This window comes from Collimonas sp. OK607 (assembly GCF_900111995.1).
Taxonomy (GTDB): domain Bacteria; phylum Pseudomonadota; class Gammaproteobacteria; order Burkholderiales; family Burkholderiaceae_D; genus Collimonas.
Window position 1 is genome coordinate 12,775 of record NZ_FOKF01000043.1, and the last position, 23,620, is coordinate 36,394.

Annotated in this window: 18 protein-coding genes; 11 read left to right on the plus strand and 7 right to left on the minus strand. The window is 57.9% G+C overall.

Annotated elements, in window-relative coordinates; translation table 11 throughout:
• The first annotated feature begins 1 nt into the window (after position 1).
• Complete coding sequence (locus BM029_RS21630) at positions 2–1,108, plus strand: S-(hydroxymethyl)glutathione dehydrogenase/class III alcohol dehydrogenase (RefSeq protein WP_092439602.1); 1,107 nt, start codon at positions 2–4, stop codon at positions 1,106–1,108.
• Positions 1,108–1,962, plus strand: a complete 855-nt coding sequence (fghA, locus tag BM029_RS21635) for an S-formylglutathione hydrolase (protein ID WP_170851173.1) — start codon at positions 1,108–1,110, stop codon at positions 1,960–1,962. The genes BM029_RS21630 and fghA overlap by 1 nt, the downstream gene beginning before the upstream one ends.
• Positions 1,963–2,103: 141 nt before the next feature.
• Here the strand turns inward: fghA and BM029_RS21640 are convergent, their stop codons facing one another.
• Positions 2,104–2,826 (minus strand): TerC family protein, encoded by a 723-nt coding sequence (locus BM029_RS21640; RefSeq protein WP_371329154.1) that lies wholly within the window; start codon positions 2,824–2,826, stop codon positions 2,104–2,106.
• Between the two features lie 344 nt (positions 2,827–3,170).
• On the minus strand, positions 3,171–4,076 hold the full coding sequence (locus tag BM029_RS21645; RefSeq protein WP_092439606.1) for a LysR family transcriptional regulator: 906 nt from the start codon (positions 4,074–4,076) through the stop codon (positions 3,171–3,173).
• Between the two features lie 258 nt (positions 4,077–4,334).
• Here BM029_RS21645 and aceB point away from each other — a divergent pair, with 258 nt between their 5' ends.
• The 5 genes from aceB to BM029_RS21670 all read left to right on the plus strand — a co-directional run bounded on the left by aceB (position 4,335) and on the right by BM029_RS21670 (position 10,830).
• On the plus strand, positions 4,335–5,921 hold the full coding sequence (aceB, locus tag BM029_RS21650) for a malate synthase A (RefSeq protein ID WP_092412031.1): 1,587 nt from the start codon (positions 4,335–4,337) through the stop codon (positions 5,919–5,921).
• 247 nt (positions 5,922–6,168) lie between these two features.
• Positions 6,169–6,615, plus strand: a complete 447-nt coding sequence (locus BM029_RS21655) for an RrF2 family transcriptional regulator (protein ID WP_092439608.1) — start codon at positions 6,169–6,171, stop codon at positions 6,613–6,615.
• Between the two features lie 94 nt (positions 6,616–6,709).
• A complete protein-coding gene (hmpA, locus tag BM029_RS21660) occupies positions 6,710–7,945 on the plus strand; it encodes an NO-inducible flavohemoprotein (protein WP_092439610.1) in 1,236 nt (411 codons plus the stop codon).
• A gap of 105 nt (positions 7,946–8,050) precedes the next feature.
• The gene (locus BM029_RS21665) at positions 8,051–10,108 is read left to right on the plus strand and encodes a S46 family peptidase (RefSeq protein ID WP_244545165.1); all 2,058 of its coding nucleotides are present in this window, start codon (positions 8,051–8,053) and stop codon (positions 10,106–10,108) included.
• 155 nt (positions 10,109–10,263) lie between these two features.
• Positions 10,264–10,830: an NnrU family protein gene (locus tag BM029_RS21670; RefSeq protein ID WP_170851174.1), complete on the plus strand. Its 567-nt coding sequence runs from the start codon at positions 10,264–10,266 to the stop codon at positions 10,828–10,830.
• On the opposite strand, the gene BM029_RS21675 is transcribed toward BM029_RS21670, so the two are convergent.
• The 4 genes from BM029_RS21675 to BM029_RS21690 all read right to left on the minus strand — a co-directional run bounded on the left by BM029_RS21675 (position 10,827) and on the right by BM029_RS21690 (position 15,853).
• Positions 10,827–12,341, minus strand: coding sequence for an NAD(P)H-hydrate dehydratase (locus BM029_RS21675; protein WP_092439615.1), 1,515 nt, complete (start codon positions 12,339–12,341; stop codon positions 10,827–10,829). The two genes, BM029_RS21670 and BM029_RS21675, sit on opposite strands and share 4 nt — an antisense overlap.
• 166 nt (positions 12,342–12,507) lie before the next feature.
• A complete protein-coding gene (locus BM029_RS21680) occupies positions 12,508–13,785 on the minus strand; it encodes an FAD-dependent oxidoreductase (protein WP_092439617.1) in 1,278 nt (425 codons plus the stop codon).
• Positions 13,786–13,888: 103 nt separating this feature from the next.
• Positions 13,889–15,091 carry a DUF2252 domain-containing protein gene (locus tag BM029_RS21685; RefSeq protein ID WP_092439619.1) on the minus strand — a complete coding sequence of 401 codons (1,203 nt, stop codon included), beginning with the start codon at positions 15,089–15,091 and terminating at the stop codon, positions 13,889–13,891.
• 162 nt (positions 15,092–15,253) lie between these two features.
• Complete coding sequence (locus BM029_RS21690) at positions 15,254–15,853, minus strand: short chain dehydrogenase (protein ID WP_092439621.1); 600 nt, start codon at positions 15,851–15,853, stop codon at positions 15,254–15,256.
• Between the two features lie 109 nt (positions 15,854–15,962).
• On the opposite strand from BM029_RS21690, the gene BM029_RS21695 reads away from it, so the two are divergent.
• Positions 15,963–16,886 (plus strand): LysR family transcriptional regulator, encoded by a 924-nt coding sequence (locus tag BM029_RS21695; protein WP_092439623.1) that lies wholly within the window; start codon positions 15,963–15,965, stop codon positions 16,884–16,886.
• Here the strand turns inward: BM029_RS21695 and BM029_RS21700 are convergent.
• Positions 16,870–17,769, minus strand: a complete 900-nt coding sequence (locus BM029_RS21700) for a LysR family transcriptional regulator (protein ID WP_170851175.1) — start codon at positions 17,767–17,769, stop codon at positions 16,870–16,872. The two genes, BM029_RS21695 and BM029_RS21700, sit on opposite strands and share 17 nt — an antisense overlap.
• Before the next feature lie 125 nt (positions 17,770–17,894).
• On the opposite strand from BM029_RS21700, the gene BM029_RS21705 reads away from it, so the two are divergent.
• The 3 genes from BM029_RS21705 to BM029_RS21715 all read left to right on the plus strand — a co-directional run.
• Positions 17,895–18,920 carry a zinc-binding alcohol dehydrogenase family protein gene (locus tag BM029_RS21705; protein WP_092439627.1) on the plus strand — a complete coding sequence of 342 codons (1,026 nt, stop codon included), beginning with the start codon at positions 17,895–17,897 and terminating at the stop codon, positions 18,918–18,920.
• 196 nt (positions 18,921–19,116) lie between these two features.
• Positions 19,117–23,133 carry a phosphoribosylformylglycinamidine synthase gene (gene purL, locus BM029_RS21710; RefSeq protein ID WP_092439629.1) on the plus strand — a complete coding sequence of 1,339 codons (4,017 nt, stop codon included), beginning with the start codon at positions 19,117–19,119 and terminating at the stop codon, positions 23,131–23,133.
• A 230-nt stretch (positions 23,134–23,363) separates the two neighbouring features.
• A partial coding sequence (locus tag BM029_RS21715) for a transposase domain-containing protein (protein WP_170851161.1) occupies positions 23,364–23,620 on the plus strand: 257 nt, incomplete at its 3' end.

The following is a 23,620-nucleotide window of genomic DNA, read 5'->3' on the forward strand; positions in this document are numbered from 1 at the left end:
CATGAAAACCAAAGCAGCCATCGCATGGAAAGCCGGTCAGCCACTGACGATCGAAGAAGTCGAACTGGGCGGCCCGCGTGCCGGCGAAGTGCTGGTCGAGATCAAGGCTACCGGTATCTGCCACACCGATTACTACACCCTGTCCGGCGCCGACCCGGAAGGCATTTTCCCGTCGATCCTGGGCCATGAAGGCGCGGGTATCGTGGTGGATGTCGGCCCTGGTGTCAAAAGCCTGAAGAAGGACGATCACGTCATTCCGCTTTACACGCCCGAATGCCGCGAATGCAAATTCTGTTTGTCGCAAAAAACCAATCTGTGCCAGTCGATCCGCTCGACCCAGGGCCGTGGCTTGATGCCGGACGCCACCAGCCGTTTCTCGATCGACGGCAAGCCGATTTTCCATTACATGGGAACCTCGACTTTTTCCAACTACATCGTGGTGCCGGAAATCGCCCTGGCCAAGATCCGTGAAGATGCGCCATTCGACAAGGTTTGTTATATCGGTTGCGGCGTCACTACCGGCGTCGGTGCTGTGCTGTTTACTGCCAAGGTGGAAGCGGGCGCCAATGTGGTGGTGTTCGGGCTGGGCGGCATCGGCCTGAACGTGATCCAGGCGGCGCGCATGGTTGGCGCCAACAAGATCATCGGGGTTGATATCAATCCGGCCCGTCAGGAGATGGCGCGCAAATTCGGCATGACGCATTTCATCAATCCGACGGAAGTGGAGAACGTGGTCGACGCCATCGTGCAACTGACCGATGGCGGCGCCGATTACAGCTTCGAATGCATCGGCAACGTCACCACCATGCGCCAGGCGCTGGAATGCTGCCACAAAGGTTGGGGGCAATCGATCGTGATCGGCGTTGCCGCCGCCGGCCAGGAAATCAGCACCCGGCCGTTCCAGCTGGTCACCGGCCGCGTCTGGAAAGGCTCGGCATTCGGCGGCGCCCGCGGCCGTACCGACGTTCCCAAGATCGTCGACTGGTACATGGATGGCAAGCTGAATATCGATGACTTGATTACCCATCGCTTGCCGCTGGAGCGGATCAATGAAGGGTTCGATTTGATGAAGAGCGGCGAATCGATACGTTCGGTGGTGATCTACTGATGGAGCTGATCAGCGAACACGCCTGCTTCGGCGGCACGCAGGGATTTTACCGGCATGCGTCGAGCGAGATCGGTTTGCCCATGCGGTTTTCCGTGTTCCAGCCGCCGCAAGCCAGGTTGGGGCCGGTGCCTGTGCTGTTTTTCCTGGCCGGCCTGACCTGCACCGAAGAGACTTTCATGATCAAGGCCGGCGCCCAGCGTTATGCGGCGCAGCACGGCATCATGCTGGTGACGCCCGATACCAGTCCGCGCGATACCGGGATCGCCGGTGTCGACGCCAGCTGGGACTTCGGCAACGGCGCCGGTTTCTACCTGGATGCGACGCAAGCACCGTGGAACACGCATTTCCGGATGTACTCTTATATATTGCATGAGTTACGGCAAACCATCGTGCAAGAGTTTCCGGCGCAAGCCGGCAGCATCGGTATCTTTGGCCATTCGATGGGCGGCCATGGCGCGCTGGTGCTGGCTTTGCGTAATCCGGAAGTGTTTCGTTCGGTGTCGGCGTTTGCGCCGATTGCGGCGCCTGGCAATTGTCCGTGGGGGCAAAAGGCGTTTGGCAATTACCTGGGAGCGGATCAAACCAGCTGGCAGCATTACGATGCGACGCAGTTGATGTTGCGGCTGCAACGACCGTTTCCGCAAGAGATACTGATCGATCAAGGCCTGGGGGATAAATTCCTGGCCGAGCAATTATTGCCTGAGCAGTTTGAAGCTGCGTGCCTGCATGCAGGGCAGAAATTGACACTGCGCCGTCACGCAGGTTACGACCACGGTTATTATTTTATTTCGACTTTGATGGAGGACCATCTGGCCTTTCATCAACGGATATTGACAGCGAAGCAAGCGTCTTGAATCACAGGTAGGGTGGGCAAGGTTTTTTGCCCACGCGGAACTCACTCCACGCACATGCGCCTATTTCCGTGCCGCGAGGGCCTGTACTCCGGTTATCGCGGTCACGCGTGGGCAAAAAACCTTGCCCACCCTACGCTAAAATCACTCAGCGACTTTTTCAGCGCCACGTCGCCTGGACACCAGCCAGCCACCACCCAGCACCACCACAAAGCCAATCACATAGACGGCATAGCTCAGCCCGGGGAAACTATCCCACAACGGCTTTGCGATCGGTTCCGTAACGATCATGTGCATTGCGGTATATACCAGGATTGCCGCGCCGATAAAGATCGTGGCCGGGAAGCGTTCGATCAGCTTGAGCGCCAGGGTCGAGCCCCACACCATGATCGGCACCGAAATCAGCAAGCCGATAATCACCAGGGCCATGCTGCCTTTGGCGGCGCCGGCCACACCCAGGACATTGTCGATGCCCATGACGGTATCGGCGATGATGATGGTTTTCAATGCGGCCGCCATGGTGGTAGCTTGCACGCCATGCGCTTCGCCATCATCCGACTGCGTCAGCAAACGGTAGGCGATCCAGAGCAGGGCGATGCCGCCAACCAGCAGCAAGCCCGGTATTTGCAGCAGCCACACGACGCCGATCGTCATCAGCACCCGCATGACGACTGCGCCGGCGGTACCCCAGATAATCGCTTTGCGGCGCAGGTGGTCCGGCAGGTTGCGGGCCGCCATCGCAATCACGATAGCGTTGTCGCCCGCCAGCACCAGGTCGATGACGATGATAGCCAGCAATGCACCGAAGAATGCGCCGGCATTCCAGTCAGCCAGGCCCAGCATTGAAAGTAAAGCAGAAAAATCCATAAAGTCTCCAACAGGGTTAGCAAATAACCTCATGCATGGATAACAACGGGAGTGGTGAGTAGCTAATTTAGAAAAATTATGCGACACAATGCCCGCATGGAATCCATGCTGACAAAGGTCTTGCTCAACAGCGTTGCTGCCAAGGTAACCGGGCGCAGGCGTTGTGCCTGTTCCGTGATGACGACTACCTTGCAGAACATCGGACAGCGACTAATGACTAATATGCCGGGCCAATATTCAGGAGCTACTCCCCTTTGAGAGGGTGCTGCACGCGGAATGCCGTGCAACTGGGCGCTATTGTACATCAGCAATGAAAAAAGTGGGAGCGTAGCTTGGAAACCCGGTCAGCCGTGGCGCCAGTATTCGGGCTGGGCATAGGCACGCCGCAGGAAATCGACAAATACCCTGATCCGCAACGGCAGATGCCTTCGCTGCGCGAAAACAGCGTAGATATCGTTGCCCGGCGCCGCAAACTCGTCCAGCACCGTGACCAGTTTGCCGGATTCGATCTCGCTGCCGACTTCCCACATCGAGCGCCACGCCAGTCCTTTGCCGGCCAGTGCCCAGTCATGCAGGACCTGGCCGTCGTTGCAGACCATGTTGCCGGCCACCTTGACGGTGACGATCTTGCCGTTTTGCCGGAAACTCCAGCCGCGCTGGCTGCCTTCGCTGCTGATGGCAAGGCAATTATGCTTTTGCAGGTCGTCGACAGTGCGCGGTATGCCGTGCCGCTTGATATAGGCCGGCGAGGCCACCACGATACGCTTGTTATCCGCCAGCTTGGCGCCGATCAGCGACGAGTCCGACAGCGACGCGATTCGAATCGCGACGTCGATCCCCTCGCCGATCAGGTCTACCACGCGGTCGTTCAGGTTCAGGGTGAGGGTAACGTCGCGATGTTCGGTAAGAAAGGACGGCATCAGCGGCGCCACGTGCTGCCGCCCGAAGCCGGCCGGCGCCGAAATCAGCAGATGGCCGCTGGCATGGGCGCTGCGCTCCGACACCGCCGATTCGGCATTGTCCAGGTCGGACAAGATGCGCTGGCAATCCTCCAGGAAGGCTTCGCCTTCATTGGTCAGTGCGATTTTGCGGGTGGTGCGTTGCAAAAGTTTCACACCGAGGCGTTCCTCTAATGCATCCAGCCGCCGTCCGATCATGGCCGGGGCGATCCCTTCGGCGCGTGCCGCTGCGGACAGGCTGCCTTTGGCGGCCACCTCGACAAAGGTGGAAATCTGCTTGAATTGATCCATATCGCCGCGGCTTTGAGTTTGTGGGAAGTCAGTGCTGATCTGAGCTGTGATATGCTCACTTGTGACTAAAACGCATAGATCAAATGATAAATCGTTCGACCTATGATGATTTAGTTTAAATATACTATATAGCGTAAAAATTAGATAATGCCATTCAGGATTTTGCATACCCGACATGGTCAAAAACAGAATTTCGCGGCGCACAATAGATGTGCTGCAGACGACACTGATCCTTATTAGAACAAACAGGAGTAAAGCATGACTCAACTGACACTGCCCGCAGGAATGGAAATCAACGGTTCGATCGAACCCGGCTACGCGGAAATTCTGACACCTGATGCGCTGGCGCTGGTAGCCAAGCTGAGCCGCGCTTTCGAAGCGCGCCGTCAGGAATTGCTGGAAGTTCGCGTTGAGCGCGCCAAACGCCTGGATGCCGGCGAGCGCCCCGATTTCCTGCCTGAAACTGCGCATATCCGTAACGGCGACTGGAAGATCGCGCCGATCCCGGCAGCGCTGGAATGCCGCCGCGTCGAAATTACCGGTCCGGTCGAGCGCAAGATGGTCATCAACGCCTTCAACTCCGGCGCCGACAGCTACATGACGGACTTCGAAGATTCGAATTCGCCAGTCTGGGACAATCAGATCACCGGCCAGATCAACCTGCGCGACGCGATTCGCAAAACGATTTCGCTGGAACAGAACGGCAAATCCTACAAACTGAACGACAAGGTCGCAACCCTGGTGGTCCGCCCACGCGGCTGGCACCTGGATGAAAAGCACGTGCTGGTCGACGGCAAGCGCGTCTCCGGCGGCATTTTCGATTTCGCCTTGTTCATGTTCCACAACGCCAAGGAACAGCTGGCGCGCGGCGCCGGTCCTTATTTCTACCTGCCGAAGATGGAATCGCATCTGGAAGCGCGCTTGTGGAACGACATCTTCGTGATGACCCAGAACGAACTCGGCCTGCCGCAAGGTACGATCAAGGCGACAGTCCTGATCGAAACCATCCTCGCCGCTTTCGAAATGGATGAAATCCTGTACGAACTGCGCGAACACAGCTCCGGCCTCAACGCTGGTCGCTGGGATTACATCTTCTCCTGCATCAAGAAGTTCAAGCTGGACAAGGATTTCTGCCTGGCCGACCGTGCCAAGGTAACCATGACAGCGCCATTCATGCGCTCTTATGCATTGCTGTTGCTGAAGACTTGCCACAAGCGTAATGCACCGGCGATTGGCGGCATGGCTGCGCTGATCCCGATCAAGAACGATCCGGAAAAGAATGACATCGCCATGGGCGGCGTCCGTGTCGACAAGGCACGCGATGCGACTGACGGCTACGACGGCGGCTGGGTTGCGCATCCGGGCCTGGTCGAGCTGGCGATGACCGAATTCAAGAAGGTTTTGGGCGACAAGCCGAACCAGATCAGCAAGCAGCGCGAAGACGTCAACGTCAGCGCCGCCGATCTGCTCGATTTCAAGCCGGAAGCGCCGATCACCGAAGCCGGCCTGCGTTACAACATCAACGTCGGTATACATTACCTGGGCGCCTGGCTGGCCGGTAATGGTTGCGTGCCGATTCATAATCTGATGGAAGATGCCGCTACCGCGGAAATCAGCCGCGCGCAGGTATGGCAATGGATTCGTTCGAGCAAGGGTGTGCTGGAAGATGGCAAGAAGGTCACTGCCGAGATGGTCGTCGCGATGATTCCTGAGGAACTGGTCAAGGTCAAGGCGCTGGTTGGCAATGGCGCTACTTATGACCGCGCTGCGAAGATCTTTGAAGAAATGTCGACTTCGGCATCGTTCGCCGAATTCCTGACATTGCCGTTGTACGAAGAAATCTAAATTGAAGTTTGCGGCTGATTAAGCCGCATGCCGAGTAAAAAAGCCGATCGGGAGATCGGCTTTTTTTATGTTCCTATAAAAACCTCAAAAAGATAAGAAATCACTTAAATAATTGAGCCTGAATTTATTGCCGATAAATGTGTTTTATGTGTAAGACCATTACAAATTAATTGTTGCTTTTAAAATGCAACAATAATATAGTGGCTACATCGAACCTCATGATTCGCCTTCAGCAAGAAACAAAGCCATGCAATTCACCAAATTCACCGATTTCGGCCTGCGCGTCCTGATGTATCTGGCGGCGACGCCAGAACATGGCGTGATCACCGTCGGGGAGCTGGCGAGTCAGTTCGACATCCCGAAAAATCATCTGAACAAGGTGGTCAACCGGATGGTCAAGCTGGGCTGGATCAGCGCTACCCCTGGCCGCAATGGCGGCTTGCGGATGGCGCAAGCGCCGGCGACTTTGCATCTGGGCGATATTCTCAGCGCGCTGGAAGGGCATGGCGGCCTGGTCGATTGCGACAAGCCACCTTGCGTTTTAAGGGGGAGTTGTCATCTGAAGCGCGTGCTGGATATCGGTCAGCAGGAATTTTATGCCGGGATGAACCGGCACAACCTGGCGGAACTGATCTTGCCGCCGACCTCTACTGTCATCACGCGCATGCATTTTCAGCCGACGGCAATGGCTTGATTCCGGCGAAATCGAACGCGCCACCGGTGCCGCAATAGCGCCCATTTTTTTAACTTAATTGTAGTATTTTAAATGTCGCAATAGGAGTGTTTATATGATTTCCGCCGCTTCCCGTCCCTACATTGTCGCCTCCGTTCCCGTCTTGCGTGAGCATGGTCTTACCATTACCCGTTGTTTCTACCAACGCTTGTTTGCCGCCCATCCCGAGCTCAAGAATATTTTCAACATGCCAAACCAGGAATCCGGTACGCAGCAACAGGCGCTGGCTTCTGCCATCTTTGCTTATGCCGCCAATATCGATAATCCGGATGCATTGGCGCCGGTGATCAGCCGCATCGTGCAAAAGCATGTCAGCCTGGGAGTGCGCGAAGAACACTATCCGATCGTCGGCAAACATTTACTGGATGCGATCGCAGAAATCCTCGGAACAGCGGCAACGCCGGAATTACTGGCGGCCTGGGCCGAAGCCTATGGTTTGCTGGCCGCGGCTTTAATCGCTGAAGAGCGTAAACAGTATCTGGCGCATGGTGTCGAACCTGGGGAATACCGGTCAGTCACGGTGGTCCGCAAACAGAAGGAAAGCGATACCGTTACTTCGTTCTATCTGGAAGCCACGGACGGCAAGGCATTGCCGGCTTTCCAGCCGGGCCAGTACATCAGCGTCGCGGTGAATATCGAACAACCGGCTTTGCGCCAGCTGCGCCAGTACAGCTTGTCGGATGCGCCGGACAATGGACACTGGCGCATCAGCGTCAAGCGCGAGCAGGGCAGCGCCACTGCTGGCAGTCCTGACAGTTCTTACCCGGCTGGCCTGGTCTCGAACCTGCTGCATGATCACTATCAGGAGGGCGATGTGCTGTGGGTCAGCCCGCCGTGCGGCGATTTCGTTTTGCCGCAAGCCGACGACACGCCGTTGGTCCTGATCAGCGCCGGTGTCGGCGTCACGCCGATGATGAGCATGTTGCAGAGCAGCTTGCAGCGGAGCCCGCAACGGCCGGTGAATTTTCTGTATGCCACGCTGAATGGACGTCACCATCCGCTCAAAGGAGAGTTGAGCAGCCTGCGTCGCCGGCATGGCCAGGTGCGCTCGCACATCGCCTATGAAAAACCGGCTGACGACGATCGCATGCAGAAGGATTATCAGCAACAAGGCTATTTGCAACTGGCGCAATTGCCCGATGCCTTGCTGCCGCATGACGGTTCCTACTACTTGTGCGGGCCGACGCCGTTCATGCAGGCCCAGCGCAATGCTTTGCTGGCGCGCGGTGTGGCCGCGCACCAGATTCAGCAGGAAGTGTTCGGCCCGTCCTTGCTGCAACATCTGCAATAACGATAGCGCGGATTGCATGCGCTGGCTGCCGATGATGGTAATTACGCATCGTGTTTCTATGTGGTAATGTCTCATCCTAAAATTTTATTAATGTTAGGAAAGACGATGCGATTTCATTGGCTTTTTGCAGTACTTCTGGTTCCAGGCATGGCGATGGCAGCGGAGGGGATGTGGACACTGGACAATTTGCCGAAGGCGAAGATGCAGGCCGAATACGGCTTTACTCCGACCGACGGCTGGATCAAGCGCACCATGCTGGGTTCGGTGCGGATTGCCGGTGGTTGCTCGGCATCCTTTGTCTCAAAAGACGGTTTGGTGATGACCAATCATCACTGCGCTTCCGAATGCCTGGATCAGTTGTCGACGGCAAAAAAGAATCTGATCAAGGATGGTTTCCTGGCTAAGGGCCGCGAGCAGGAATTGAGCTGCCCGGAAATCGAATTGAACCGGCTGGAACAAATCACCGATGTGACTACCGAGGTCAAGAGCGCGACCGCCGGCCTGGATGGCGCGGCATTCAAGAGCGCGCAAAATGCGGTCAAGGCTAAACTGACTTCAGCCTGTGTCGGCAAGGATAAAGAAACCGTGCGTTGCGACGTCGTCGATCTGTATCACGGCGGCCAATACCAAGTCTATAAATATCATCGTTTCCAGGATACGCGCCTGGTCTGGGCACCGGAAAAAGCCGCGGCATTCTTTGGCGGCGATCCGGATAACTTCAACTTCCCGCGCTACGACCTGGATATCACCTTGTTGCGTGCTTATGAAGGCGGCAAGCCGGCCAAGATCGAGAATTATTTCCCGTTCAGCAAAAGCGGCGCAGAGGAAGGTGAAATGGTATTCGTCACCGGCCAGCCTGGCTCGACCCAGCGTCAGCTGACCGTTTCGCAACTGACTACCTTGCGCGACCTGACACTCGTCAACAGCGTGATTCGACTGGCCGAAATGCGTGGCGTGCTGGAGCAGTACAGCAAAAGCAGTCCGGAAGCGGCGCGTAACGCCGAGCATGCCTTGTTCGGCGTGGAAAATGGCTACAAGGCACTGAGGGGGCGCCTCAGCGCTTTGCAGGATCCGGTACTTATGAAGCAAAAGCAGGACGATGAAACTGCCTTGCGCGAATTCGTATCCAAACAGCCTGCGCTGCAAGCAAAAATCGGCGGCGCCTGGGATGCAATTGCGGCGGCACAGCAGGCCTATCGCCAGATTGAAGCACCTTACGGCATGATTGAAGGCAGCCGTGGTTTCTCCAGCAAGTACGCCGGTTACGCGCGTGCGCTGGTGCGCGGTGCGGAAGAGCGCGCCAAACCGAATGGCGAACGACTGCCGGAATATGCCGACGCCAAATTGCCGGAACTGGAGCAGGAGCTGTTTTCGACCGCACCGGTGTATCCGGAGTACGAAAAAGTCATGCTGTCATTTTCGCTCACCAAGCTGCGTGAAATCCTCGGTACCGACGACCCTTTCGTCAAGCAGGTGCTCGGCAAGCAATCGTCTGACCAGCTCAGCGCGGCTTTGATCGATAACACCAGGCTGGGTGATCCGGCGGTGCGCAAGGCGCTGTGGCAGGGCGGTAAAGAGGCCATCCTGAAATCCAGCGATCCGTTCATCAAGCTGGAACTGGCGCTCGATCCCGCTGCGCGAGCGATTCGCACGCGCTATGAAAAGGAAGTGGAATCGGTACAGCAAAAGAATTCCGAACTGATCGCCCAGGCACGGTTTGCCCGGCAAGGCACCAGCGCTTATCCGGATGCTACTTTCACCTTGCGTCTGTCGTATGGTGAAGTGAAGGGATGGCAAGGGGGAGATAAAAAAATCCCGCCGTTCACCACACTCGGCGGTGCTTTCGAGCGTGATACCGGCGCCGATCCGTTTGCCTTGCCAGCTTCCTGGCATGCGACCAAGAGCAAGTTGAATCTGTCGCAGCGCTATAACCTCGTAACGACCAACGACATCATCGGCGGCAACTCGGGCAGCCCCATGATCAATCGTAACGGCGAGATCGTCGGCTTGATTTTCGACGGCAATATTCATTCGCTGGGCGGTGCGTTCTGGTTCGATCCACGCTTCAACCGTTCGGTCGCGGTACATAGCGGCGCGATTCTGGAAACCCTGGAAAAAGTTTATGGCGGCGGCGACCTGGTCAAGGAAATCCGGGCGCATTGAAGCATGCTGGCAAGGATCCTGGCAAAGGCGCAGCAAGGTTCCTGAATTAGTATCTATAATGAATCCCTTCCGGCAGCGACGCCGGGAGGGATTTTTTCATTTCACATGCCGGACGGCTGCGGTCTTCGCGTAATTGTCATGGAAGGAGAATGATTTTGAGTATATTGATCCTGGGGCTGGTCCTCTTTCTTGGACTCCATCTGATTCCCACCGTGCCGGCTTTGAAAACGCAGCTGGTCCACACTTTTGGTGAAAATCGCTACAAGGGCCTGTTCGCCATGCTGGCAGCGCTGGGACTGATCCTGATCATAGTCGGGTATGGCAGGGCGCCCTCCGAACCGAGGCTGTTCACGTCATTCATCGGCGCCAGGCATGCCGCGCCATTGGTCATGGTCATCAGCTTCATCTTGTTCGCCGCTGCCAATATGAAGGGGCATATCCGGGCCTGGGTAAAACACCCGATGTTGCTGGGGCTGGCGCTCTGGGCACTGGTCCATTTGCTGGCGAACGGGCATGCCAAAGCCACGCTGCTGTTTTCCGTTTTCCTGGCTTATGCCGCGATCGATTTGTTGTCCGTGATTCGCCGCAAGAGTTACAAGTCATTCACTCCGGTGCTCAAATTCGACGTGATTGCGTGTGTCTCGGGCTTGCTGTTAGCTTTGCTGGTGATGACATTTCATCGCCAATTGATGGGGGTTGCAGTGGTGCCCTGGGGTGTTTAGCTAAGGCGATCCTGTAGCAACTGGTTTAGTAGTAGCCGCACTTCCGGGATCAGCTCACTGGCAGTCAGCCCTATCGGCCCGATACCTTCTTGCGCTACCAGTTGATCGGCTGCACGGCCATGCAGCCATACTGCCGCCAGAGCGGCTTCCCATTGCGGCCACCCCTGTGCCAGCAACGCGCCGCAAATACCCGACAATACATCGCCGCTGCCGGCGGTGGCCAGGGCCGGGTTGCCAGTTGAATTGACTACCACTGCGCCATCGGCGCGGGCGATGATGCTGCCGGCACCCTTCAGCACAACTACCGCATTGAAGCGGCTTGCCAGGGTGCGGGCGGCAGCGACGCGATCGGCCTGGATGTCGCTGGTGCTGACACCCAGCAGGCGGGCGGCTTCCAGCGGATGCGGTGTCATCAATACGGCGTGCGGACGCTGCGCGGCTTGTGCTTGCAGTTGCGGCTGGCGCGCCAGCAGATTCAAGGCATCGGCGTCCAGCACCAGCCAGCTGAGGGCGTCAAGCGCACGCGTCAGCAATGCCAGCGCGGTATCGGCCATGCCCATGCCGGGACCGACCACCAGCACGGCCGACGAAAAATCGAGATCGGCAGCGTGGCGGCACATCAGTTCCGGTTGTGCGCTATCGTAGGCCGGCGGCTGATCCGCATAGCCGACAAACACCCGGCCCGCACCGCATTTGGCGGCGGCGCGGGCTGCCAGGATCGGCGCACCGGCCATTCCTGCGGCGCCGCCGATGATGGCGACATCGCCAAAACTGCCTTTGTGTGAATTGAGCCGGCGTGGCCGCAGGTATTCGGCGAACAACTCGGACTGGTTGAGCCACATGCGTGGCGCGGGGAAGTGGTTTTCTGTAATGGCCAATGTCGCCACTTCGACCTTGCCCGCGTAGTCGGGACCGTCGCAGGTGTGCAAGCCGGCTTTATCGGCGATGAAGGTGACGGTGCGGCTGGCTTTGATCGCGATACCTGCGGCGCCGCCTACTACCACACCGGTATCAGCGTTCAACCCACTCGGTACGTCCAGCGCCAGTACCGGGCAGGTCATCGCATTGACGGTTTGCACCAGGTCGCGCCAGTCGCCATCCAGTGCCCGGCTCAGGCCGATGCCGAACAGGCCGTCTATCACCAGGGTCCATTGATTGTTGTCGATGTCGGCGAATTGCTCGGGCGGCATCAGGTGTACGCCGTGCTGTTGGGCGCGTACCAGTGCTTTGGCGGCATCGGCCGGGAGTTGCGATGGGGCGGCTTTGAGGAGCGCTACTACTTCGGCGCCTGCTTTTGCCAGGCCGGCGGCGGCTTCGAGGGCGTCGCCGCCGTTGTTGCCCGGGCCGGCCAGGATCAGGATTGTGGCTGAATGGGCGGGGCAAGGGAGCATGCGCAAGGCGGCTTGTGCCGCGGCGTGGCCGGCGCGTTGCATCAGGGTGTAGGGGGGCAGGTCGTGCAGGGCGGCTTGCTCGATTTTGCGGATTTCGGCTGACGGGTAGATGGCGGTCATTTGGATTGTGTGCTCCGTGTTCCGTTAACTTGGGTCAGAGCTGCGCGGGAAGTGTAATTTTACGACGATAGGGCTGTCGCGGAAAAGCATGACCCCAAAACTCTGACCCTACTTAAACCGTTATCGTCGATCCGAAGAGTGCAAAAACAAAGCTTGTGCCGCAGGATTAACGATAGCGCGCTACTGTCAGGCCGTCCAGGTCAACTTCGGGGACCCGGCCGCAGATCTGGTCGGCCAGGACCTTGGCGGCGCCCAGCGCCATGCTCCAGCCTGAGCCGCCGTGGCCGATGTTGACGAAAACATTGCTGGCGCCGGTGTGGCCGATGAGCGGTACTTCGTCGGCCAGCATCGGGGTGTGGCCGCACCAGAAACTGGCGCTGTTGAAATTGGCGGCGTCGGGGAACCAGTCGTGTGCTACTTTCAGCAGGGTGCGCAGAGCCTTGTCGTCGAACGACATGTCTTGCGCGCCGAATTCGGCGATGCCGGCCAGGCGCATGCGGGCGCCGATACGCGCCATGGTGACCTGGTAAGTGTCGTCCAGAACCGCCATTTGCGGCGCTACTTCATAATTCTTTACGGCCGCCGTGGCGGTGTATGTCTTGATCGCGTGCAGCGGCAGGCGCAGGCCCAGCGGCCGCAGCAACTGCGCGCTGGCGCTGCCGGCGGCGCACACCACCGCATCGGCCATCAAGACATTGCCATCGATGTGCAAGCCTACCTGATCGCCTTGCGGGACGATGGCGGTAACCAGGCTGTCGAAATGGAACTGTACGCCCAGTCCTTGCAGGATGGCTTTCAATTGTTTGGTAAACAGGGTGCAATTGCCCGAGCCCAGATCCGGAAAGTACAAACCGCCCGCCAACTTGCCGGCGCCGGCCAGTGCCGGTTCCTGCAGCCGCACGGCGGCGTTGTCGAGCAGCTTATGCACCACGCCGCATTCAGTCAGCAGCTCTTGCACAGGCGCCAGCGCCGCCAGCTCGGTTTCGCTGCGCAACAGGCGTAGCAAACCGAGGTTTTGTTCAAAGTCGAGCTGGAAATGCTGTTGTATCTGCTCTAGCAGTTCCTGGCTGTAAGAGGCCAGTCTTTGCATTTGATGGGTGTGCGAGCGAAACCGCTGAATCTCGGATTCAGCCATCCAGCGCCGCATCCAGCGCCAAAGGGAAGGGTCGAAGCGGGCGTTGAGCACATTCGGCGCTTCCTGGTTAAACATGCCTGCCAGGATTTTCCGGCGCATGCCAGGGACCGACCACGGCAGCGCCGCGCCAGTCGACAAGATGCCGGAATTACCCAGCGTCGACTGTTCTGCGACGTTGCTGCGTTGTTCTACTACGGCAACCTGATGTCCGGCTTCAGCTAGAAAATAAGCGCTGCAGACTCCCATCACGCCGCCGCCGATAACCACGATCTGTTTCTGTGTCTGCTGCTGTATCACTATTGTTCTCAAGGGGTTCTGCGTAGCACCACGCGTTGCAGGCGATCAGAATCATACCTTGAATTACTTGATAAGAGGACAGCAAAGAGCACAATTGCCTTCTCGCCGCCAGTTGCTACAGTTCAAACGCGCCGGCATCGTACGCTTTGCTATAGGTCTGCCAGTCCTTTTGCACTTGTGCCGCGCAGGTCAGGGCGGTATCCAGCAGCTGCTTTTTCCATTTCTTGCTTGCGCCGAAAGCGATCAGCTCATCGGCATTCGCCGATCCCTGGCGGCCGGCGCTTCGTAACTGGGCCCAGGCAGCCAGATTGCCCATGACAGTCATGACCTGGCGGATTTCGTCGAGTGTGTGACGTGTATGCAAGACAGTTACCCGGTCCTCGCTGGGCTGGAGGCCGCGCAGTACATAAGATACCTTGCCGAGCATGACTGGTTGCAAAAATGCCATGGACACAGCCTGGCAACGCCGCTGTAGCGTCACTACACGCTGGGCCTGACTCTTCCATTTGGGTTGCGTCACCTTCAGGTATGGCGCTAATGAAGATGGCAGCGCCTGCTTCAGGTCAAGCAGGTAGTTGCCGTCCGGCGAACCCTTGCCTTGCACCAGGATGACATAGCGCTCGACGCCAAGGCTGCCGGTGCCTGCAACGCGGCGCGCGACGTCCAGCACTTTGTAGAAATCGGGGTTGGCCTGTTCGCTGGCAAAACGCTTCATGAACGCAGTCACTTTGGCGCGCTGCTTATCGGACACCGGCAGCGCCTTCGTGCCATCCACACGCAGCGTGCGCAGTTTGCCTTTGCGCACGGTACGCGTATCCAGATAGGCGGCACGTTGGCGGCCGCGCAAGCCACTCAGCAAGTCGCCGACCATGCCCTGCGCGAGATCACGCTCAACCCAGCGGGGTTTGCCGTTGACCAGGGCTGCGCCGTAAGCGTCGATGAGACTGCGGCACATTAGCCTGCCGTCGGCAGCGCTTTCGGGGGCGCCGTGGGCAGCAACCAGTACGCTGGTCAGCAAGCGCACCATTTCCCAGCTAACCGGCGCCAGCACGGATTCGTCGAAATCGTTCAGGTCGAAATAAGCCAGGCGGTTGTCGCCCTTGTAACTGCCAAAGTTTTCCAGATGCAGGTCGCCGCAAATCCAGGCCGGGGGCGCCGATCGCATTACGCCGCTTTGCGGCAGGCGTTCATAGAACAGATGGCAAGTCCCGCGCAGGAAGGTGAAAGGATCGTTGCGGATGTTCTTGTATTTCATCTGCAAACGTTGCGGATCGCGGCCCGCGTTGTATTCCTGAATGCGCTTGACTACATTCACCATGGCATGGCTCCTGAGGAAAGGGATTGGTCGCAATGCAACTACGACCAATCTTAATGCATGGACTTGACAAAATGCTGACAAAACTGTCAGGCATCCTCAGCGTTTTACCCGGCAACGGGCTCGCCTTGTTGCTGTTGTCAGAACTTAATTACCAGACCTTAATTACCAGACTTTATACACGCGACCCGTTTGCGCGCCTTCGACGCTGCGGCTGTAGGCCTGGGCGACACGGCTGGCCGGGGCTGCCTCGAAGCCGTAAAAGAACGGGCCGTAGCTGGCCAGCGATTCTTCCAGCACGGTAGGGCTGACGACATTGATGCGGATACCGCGCTTCAATTCGATCGCGGCAGCGCGTACAAATCCGTCCAGCGCCGCATTGACCGTGCTGGCGTTGACGCCTTGCAGGATCGGCTCATCGCTGAGGATGCCGCTGGTCAGTGTGATCGAACCGCAATCGTTCAGGTGATGCTGGGCCACCAGCGCCAGGTTGATTTGCCCCATCAGCTTGTCGCGCAGGCCGATCTCGAATTTCTCCGGCGTCAGCTCTTGCAGCGGGCCGAAATGCAATTTGCCCGCGGTCGAGACGACGGCGTCGACTTTACCGATCTTCCCGAACAAGGCTTCGACGCTGCGGATATCGGTCATGTCGACCTGGTATTGGCCGCTGCTGTTGCCGACCTCGATGATTTCATGGCGGGTTGCCAGTAACGATACAACTGCCTTGCCGATGGTGCCTGTAGCGCCGATAACTGCGATTTTCATGATGTGCTCCGTATGAGTGAAATCTGGAGATGATTATGATTGCTTCCTTGCGGTAGATAAATAACCTAATATTCCTATCACTTGCAACCATTAGTGTTTAATGTGATCTATGGACAGATTAACCAGCATGCAGATTTTCGTCCGCGTGGTCGAAAAAGGCGGATTTTCCGCAGCAGCGGAAGAGGCGCGGATTTCGCCCACGATGGTGGGCAAGCACGTGCGCCAGTTGGAGGAGCAGCTCGGCGTACGATTATTGAATCGTACTACTCGCCGCCAAAGCCTGACCGAGATCGGCCAGCTGTATTTCGAGCGTTGCAAGCAAGCCTTGCTGGAGATCGAGGCGGCCGACGCTTCGGTCAAGCAAATGCAGCTGCTGCCGCGCGGCGTATTGCGGGTGACTGCGCCAGCCACGTTTGGCGGCCAGATGCTGGCGGCTGTGGTGCGCGCCTATCTGGAGCGCTATCCCGACGTCGAACTGGATCTGTCGCTGAATGACCGGGTGGTGGATCTGGTGGAAGAAGGGTTTGAAGTGGCGATCCGGATTGGCACGCTGCCCGATTCGAGCATGATCGCGCGGCCTTTGCAACCGTACCGGGCAATGGTGTGCGCAGCGCCGGAATACCTGGCGCGTTGCGGCACGCCGCAGACGCCGCAACAGCTGGTCCATCATAATTGCCTCAGTTTCGTGCACGGCAATCGCTATAACCTGTGGCAGTTTTCGCAGGGAGGTGTGCAGCAGGAGATTGAAGTGCACGGTAATTTCCGCGCCAATAACGGCCTGGCGTTGCGCACCGCCGCACTTAACGGCATCGGTATCATCATGCAGCCGGAAGCCTTGTTGTGCGAGGAGGTCAGTGCCGGGCGTTTGCTGCGCTTGCTAGTCGACTATGAACTGGAGCACCGGCCGATGCACATCGTGGTGGCGTCGAATCGCAAGATGACGCCCAAGTTGAGATCGTTTGTCGAATTCGTGGCCGCACATTTTGGCGGTGATCAGGAATCAGACAGCGCAGCGTTCACAACGGAGAATTGAGCGCAGCAAATTGCGCGCGCAAAAACGCCAGCAACGCGCGCAATGAAGGCGACATGCTGCTGCGATGCGGGTACACCATGCTGAGCGGAGTCTCTTCACCGGTAAACTGTTCCAGGATGATTTCCAGGCGGCCTTCGGCCACATCTTGCCGCACGTCCAGCCAGGACTTATAGGCGATGCCGATGCCCGCAACTGCCCAGGCCCGAGCGATTGCGGCATCGTCAGTCATGCGGTCGCCACGCACCTTGACGTCAATCGCAGTCTTGCCCGAATAAAAGCGCCAGTTGTTAAACAAACCGTGCTGCAAGTAATACAACAGGCAGTTATGGCTCGCCAGATCTTTCGGCAGGTTCGGCCTGCCATGTTTTGCCAGATAGGACGGCGCTGCCACCGCCACCCGGCGGCTGGGCGCCAGTATTTGCGATACCAGGGTCGAATCGTCCAGCGGTCCGTAGCGGAAAGCGACATCAACCGGATCACGAAACAGGTCGATTACACGGTCCGAAAATTGTAGCGATAACGTGACTTGCGGGTGATTCTGCTGGAAGGCGTCGAGCCAGGGCAGCAGCACGTTACGGCCGACATCGGACGGCATCGACAGCCGCAAATGGCCGCTCACCGGCCCACCGGCATTCAGCAAGGCCTGACCTTCCTGCAACAGCGCCAGCGCTTGCCGGCTATATTCCAGGAACAGGGTTCCTTCCGGCGTCAGGCGCATGCTGCGTGTAGAGCGTACAAACAGCCTGGCGTTGAGTTGCTGCTCCAGCCGTTTCAGGCTGGCGCTGGCGGTCGCCGGCAGCAGATCAAGCTGGCGCGCTGCGTTTGACAGGCTGCCGAGATCGGCCGTATGAATGAAAAGCTGGAGGTCTGTGGTCGAATACATTATCAAATTTCGATTGAAAGTGAATCAAATATTGCGCTATTTATAAAATAATTCAACATTATCATAATGGCTGTCATTCGACCGGTTTCATATCTCACCGGTCCTCATCCCCAAGGAGCCTGCACATGAAAGCCATCGCATTAACCCGATACCTCCCCATAGAGAACCCGGAGTCGCTGTTCGACATCCAGCTGGATAAGCCATCGCCACAGGGCCGCGACTTGTTGGTCGAGATCAAGGCCATCGCAGTCAATCCGGTCGACGTCAAGGTGCGGGCGCCGAAAGACACTGTCGAAAAAACACCGCGCGTGTTGGGCTGGGATGCCGCCGGAATAGTGCAAGCGGTGGGGGCCGACGTCAGTCGTTTCAAAGTAGGGGATCGCGTGTTTTATGCGGGAGACATCACCCGTCCAGGCGCTAATAGCGAGTTTCAGCTGGTTGATGAGCGCATCGTCGGTAATATGCCGCAATCGCTATCGTTCGAACAGGCCGCCGCTTTGCCGCTGACCACGATTACTGCCTGGGAAGCGCTGTTCGATCGCCTGCACATATCGCCGGCATCGGCCGCAGCGACTATATCGGCTAAATCGATCCTGATCATAGGCGGCGCCGGCGGCGTCGGTTCGATTGCGATCCAGCTGGCAGTCAAGGTTGCCGGTCTGAAAGTGATCGCCACTGCATCGCGTCCCGAGTCGGAAAAATGGGTGCGCGACCTTGGCGCGCAACACGTAATCAACCATTACGGCGATCTGGCGGCGCAGCTCAAGCAGCAAGGTTTCGAGCATGTGGATTACGTGCTGATCCTGAACGATACCGACCGCCATTTCCCGGCAGCGGCCGCAGTGATAGCGCCGCAGGGAACGATTTGCACCATCGTCGAAAACGATGCGCCGCTTGACGTCAGCCTGTTGAAATCCAAGAGCGCCGGTTTCATCTGGGAATTTATGTTTACCCGCTCGATGTTCCAGACCGCCGACATGCAGCAGCAGGGCAATCTGCTGGACCAGGTGGCGCGCCTGATTGACAACAAGATCGTAGTGACTACGGTGAATCAGGTCTTGTCGCCGATTAACGCCGCAAACCTGCGGCAAGCCCATGCCACGCTGGAAACCGGGCGGGCAATCGGCAAGATCGTCCTGAAGGATTTCTAAAGATTAACTTGGATTAAGTTGCCTTAAAGGCAATGATAGGCCGAGAGAGCTGGCGCTTTCCCGGCCCGTCGTGCTTTTTACGTTGGCCGGCAAGGTGATTTTGTCATCAGTTGAAGGGGCGGCGGGCGGGTCAGCACTGTATAATGACGGCTTCTGATTTAACCCGCAGCCATGCTGCATCAACTCCCTCCACGCCATGTTGATTTTGCCCGGTTCCAATGCTCTGCCTGCCTTCCGTTCCCAACGTCTTCTAGCCCAGTTACAAGCGATCGACAGTAATGTCGTCGAAGTGACAGGGCGTTTCGACCATTTTGTCGATGCTTCGACCCCGCTCGATCAGGACGATATCGGCCGTTTGAACGCCTTATTGACCTATGGCGATCCCTGCAGTAATCCGACCGCTGCAGCTGAAGGCGGTGAAGAATTCATCGTTATTCCACGGTTCGGCACGATTTCCCCATGGGCCAGCAAAGCCACCGACATTGCCCGCAATTGCGGCATGGCGCACATCAAGCGCATCGAACGCGGGATTGCGTATCAGGTAAAACTCAAGAGCGGTTTGCTGGGCGGCGCTAAAAAGCTTAGCGACGACAGCGTGCGCGCTATCGCCGACGTACTGCACGACCGCATGACCGAAACCGTCTTGCGCAGCGCCGAGCAAGCTGCCGATTTATTCCGCGAACTGGACGCCAAGCCATTGGCCTCCATCGATCTGCTGGCCGGCGGCAAAGGCGCCCTGGAGCAAGCCAACACCGAACTGGGCCTGGCCTTGTCGGATGACGAAATCGATTACTTGCTGGCTGCCTTCACCAGCGCCAAGCGCAATCCGACCGACGTCGAGCTGATGATGTTCGCGCAGGCAAACAGCGAACATTGCCGCCACAAGATTTTCAATGCCGACTGGATCATCGACGGCGAAGCGCAAGACAAATCCTTGTTCGCGATGATCAAGAATACCCATCAGTTGCAGCCGAAGGGCACCATCGTCGCCTACAGTGACAACTCATCGATTATCGAAGGCGCAACCGTTTCGCGTTTCTATGCGCGCGGTGCGGCGGAAGGCAATACCTACCGTGCTTCGGATGAACTAACGCATATCCTCATGAAGGTCGAAACGCACAATCACCCGACCGCGATTTCGCCTTTCCCTGGCGCCTCCACCGGCGCCGGCGGCGAGATCCGCGACGAAGGTGCAACCGGCCGCGGCGCCAAGCCGAAGGCTGGCCTGACCGGCTTCACTGTTTCCAACCTGCAGTTGCCAGATGCGCTGCAGGCTTGGGAAAACGCCAGCGATGTTACCGCTATCGGCCAACAGGATGCAGGTCAGTACGGCAAGCCGGAACGGATAGCTTCAGCCCTGCAAATCATGATCGACGGCCCGCTCGGCGGCGCTGCGTTCAACAACGAATTCGGCCGTCCTAACCTGGGCGGATATTTCCGTACCTACGAACAAAACGTCGGCGGCAATGTGCAGGGTTATCACAAGCCGATCATGATCGCCGGCGGCATCGGCAGCATCTCTGACAAGCACACCAAGAAGAACGAACTGCCAGTCGGCAGCCTGCTGATCCAGCTGGGCGGCCCCGGCATGCGCATCGGCATGGGCGGCAGCGCGGCGTCATCGATGGCGACCGGCTCAAATACCGCCGATCTCGACTTCGATTCAGTCCAGCGCGGCAATCCGGAAATGGAACGACGTGCCCAGGAAGTGATCAACGCCTGTTGGGCGATGGATGACAAGAATCCGATTCTGTCGATCCATGACGTCGGCGCCGGCGGTTTGTCGAACGCTTTCCCGGAAATCACCAACGACGCCAAGCGCGGCGCGATTTTCGATTTGCGCAAAGTGCCGCTGGAAGAAAGCGGCATGGCGCCGAAGGAAATCTGGAGTAACGAATCGCAAGAGCGTTATGTCTTGGCCATCGCACCGGAAAGCCTGCCGCTGTTTGAATACTTCTGCCAGCGTGAGCGTTGCCTGTTCGCAGTGGTTGGTACTGCAACTGAAGAACGTCAGTTGAAGGTGATCGATCCGCAGCACGACAATAACCCGGTCGATATGCCGATGGATGTATTGCTTGGCAAGCCGCCGAAAATGCTGCGTGATGTGAAGCACATCAATCCGGTTTTGCCTGCGGTCGACCTGACCGGCATGGATTTGCTGGAAGTGTCGCAGCGCGTGCTGAAGTTGCCGACAGTTGCCGACAAATCGTTCCTGATCACCATCGGCGACCGTACCGTCGGCGCCACCTCGGTGCGCGACCAGATGGTCGGCCCGTGGCAAATCCCTGTGGCTGATTGTGCAGTCACCAGCATGAGTTTCGAAGGCTATCTGGGCGAAGCGATGGCGATGGGTGAGCGTACACCGCTGGCCGTCATCAACGCCGCCGCCTCCGGCCGCATGGCGGTGGGCGAAGCCTTGACCAACATTGCCGCCGCAGCGATTGCCGATATCTCCGACGTCAAGCTGTCCGCCAACTGGATGGCCGCTTGCGGTCAGCCTGGCCAGGACGCTGCCTTGTTCGATACCGTCAAGGCGATCGGCATGGAGTTGTGCCCGGCGTTGGGCATCAGCATCCCGGTCGGCAAGGATTCACTGTCGATGCGCACTACCTGGAAAGACGAGGGTCAAGCCAAGGCAGTGACTTCGCCAGTGTCGCTGATCGTGTCCGCATTCGCACCGGTGAGCGATGTGCGCCGTTCGTTGACGCCGCAGATCCGTACCGATCTCGGCGACACCGCAATCATCCTGATCGACCTCGGCCGTGGCAAGAACCGCATGGGCGCTTCGGCCTTGACGCAGGTCATGCAGCAAATCGGTAATGAGACGCCTGACGTCGATAGCGCAGAAGACTTGAAAGCATTCTTCGCCGCGATTCAACAACTCAACAGCGAACAAAAACTGCTGGCCTACCATGACCGGTCCGACGGTGGCCTGTTCACCTCCCTGTGCGAGATGGCGTTTGCCGGCCACAGCGGGCTGTCGATCAATCTCGATATCCTGACGATGGAAAGCGAGCATGCAGCCGACTGGGGCGATTCGAAAAACTGGACCGGCCAGGTGGCCGAGCGCCGCAATGAGATGACCTTGCGTGCCTTGTTCAGCGAAGAGCTGGGCGCGGTGCTGCAAGTGCGCGCCGAGCAGAAATCGGAAGTCATGAATGTGCTGCGCAGCTTCAACCTGGGCGCCTGCAGTCATATTATCGGCAAGCCGAATACACGCGACGTCATCGAATTCAGCCGTGACGCCAAGACCATCTACAGCCAGACCCGTATCGACCTGCAGCGTTTGTGGAGTGAAACCAGCTGGCGCATCGCCCGCCTGCGTGACAATCCCGCCAGCGCCGATGCCGAATACGACCGCATCCTGGATGCGGCCGATCCAGGCATCAGCCCGATCATCCCGTTCGATCTGCAAGACAATATCGCCGCGCCGTTCCTCAACCTGGCAGCCAAGCCGCGCGTGGCGATCTTGCGCGAGCAAGGCGTCAACTCGCATGTCGAGACTGCTTACGTGATGCATCAAGCCGGTTTCACCGCGGTCGATGTCCACATGAGCGACCTGATTGCCGGTCGTGCGCGGCTGGATGATTTCAAGGGTTTCATCGCCGTCGGTGGTTTCTCATACGGCGACGTGCTGGGCGCCGGCGAAGGCTGGGCCAAGACGATTTTGTTCAATGCCAAGCTGGCTGAGCAATTCTCGCTGTTCTTCCAGCGTGGCGACACGTTCGCACTGGGTGTCTGCAACGGCTGCCAGATGATGAGCAATCTGAAATCGATCATTCCTGGCGCCCAGGCATGGCCGAAATTCACCCGCAACAAGTCGGAGAAATTCGAGGCGCGTTTCTCGATGGTGCAGGTCGAATCGTCGCCGTCGATTTTCCTGCAAGACATGGCGGGCACGCAAAGCGCCATCGCCATCGCTCACGGTGAAGGTTTTGCCGATTTCTCGCAAACCGGCGATATCAAGGAAGCGCTGGTCGCCATGCGTTTCGTCGACAACAAGGGGCAGGTGACTGAAGGCTATCCGTACAATCCAAACGGTTCGCCGCAAGGAATCACTTCGGTGACTACGCCTGATGGCCGTTTCACGGTTTGCATGCCGCATGCCGAACGCGTGTTCCGCACGGTGCAGCAGTCATGGCACCCTGAGTCGTGGGGCGAGGATTCGCCATGGATGCGCATGTTCCGTAATGCGCGTAAGTGGGTAGGGTAATCGTTCTGCCGTCAGCGAACAGGTAGGGTGGGCAGGTTTTTTTGCCCACGCTGGATTGACGCCTAAAATGGCTGATGTACCGCGTGGGCATAAGTGCCCACCCTACAAATTCAATATCGTCTGAGGTATAAAAAAAGCGCTCCGAGGAGCTAATGCCGTTCAGTTAAGACTGGACGGCATTTTTATTTTGGGCTTGTAAACGTTCGGGCCAGCTGTTAACCTGCGTGTCGATGCTCGATGACACTCTCCATTTCCTTGCAAACCACCTCGAAGCGCCTGACTGGCGTCGGCTAGGAGAGCATTTGCCTGTCGAATGGATTGAACAGGCCGTGCAGCGCACCGACGCAACGAGCATCCGCCATCGCCGCCTGCCTGCCGAGCAAGTGGTCTGGCTCATGGTGGCATTGGCGCTATATCGTCACAAGTCCATCAGTGAAGTACTCGATGATCTCGGCTTGGCGTTGCCGGACTCTCAGGTGCCTTTCGT

Coding starts and splice junctions, on each gene's coding strand:
- BM029_RS21630 (WP_092439602.1), top strand. CDS start 2: ATGAAAACCAAAGCAGCCATCGCATGGAAAGCCGGTCAGCCACTGACG.
- fghA (WP_170851173.1), top strand. CDS start 1,108: ATGGAGCTGATCAGCGAACACGCCTGCTTCGGCGGCACGCAGGGATTT.
- BM029_RS21640 (WP_371329154.1), bottom strand. CDS start 2,826: ATGGATTTTTCTGCTTTACTTTCAATGCTGGGCCTGGCTGACTGGAAT.
- BM029_RS21645 (WP_092439606.1), bottom strand. CDS start 4,076: ATGGATCAATTCAAGCAGATTTCCACCTTTGTCGAGGTGGCCGCCAAA.
- aceB (WP_092412031.1), top strand. CDS start 4,335: ATGACTCAACTGACACTGCCCGCAGGAATGGAAATCAACGGTTCGATC.
- BM029_RS21655 (WP_092439608.1), top strand. CDS start 6,169: ATGCAATTCACCAAATTCACCGATTTCGGCCTGCGCGTCCTGATGTAT.
- hmpA (WP_092439610.1), top strand. CDS start 6,710: ATGATTTCCGCCGCTTCCCGTCCCTACATTGTCGCCTCCGTTCCCGTC.
- BM029_RS21665 (WP_244545165.1), top strand. CDS start 8,051: ATGCGATTTCATTGGCTTTTTGCAGTACTTCTGGTTCCAGGCATGGCG.
- BM029_RS21675 (WP_092439615.1), bottom strand. CDS start 12,341: ATGACCGCCATCTACCCGTCAGCCGAAATCCGCAAAATCGAGCAAGCC.
- BM029_RS21685 (WP_092439619.1), bottom strand. CDS start 15,091: ATGGTGAATGTAGTCAAGCGCATTCAGGAATACAACGCGGGCCGCGAT.
- BM029_RS21690 (WP_092439621.1), bottom strand. CDS start 15,853: ATGAAAATCGCAGTTATCGGCGCTACAGGCACCATCGGCAAGGCAGTT.
- BM029_RS21695 (WP_092439623.1), top strand. CDS start 15,963: ATGGACAGATTAACCAGCATGCAGATTTTCGTCCGCGTGGTCGAAAAA.
- BM029_RS21700 (WP_170851175.1), bottom strand. CDS start 17,769: ATGTATTCGACCACAGACCTCCAGCTTTTCATTCATACGGCCGATCTC.
- BM029_RS21705 (WP_092439627.1), top strand. CDS start 17,895: ATGAAAGCCATCGCATTAACCCGATACCTCCCCATAGAGAACCCGGAG.
- purL (WP_092439629.1), top strand. CDS start 19,117: ATGTTGATTTTGCCCGGTTCCAATGCTCTGCCTGCCTTCCGTTCCCAA.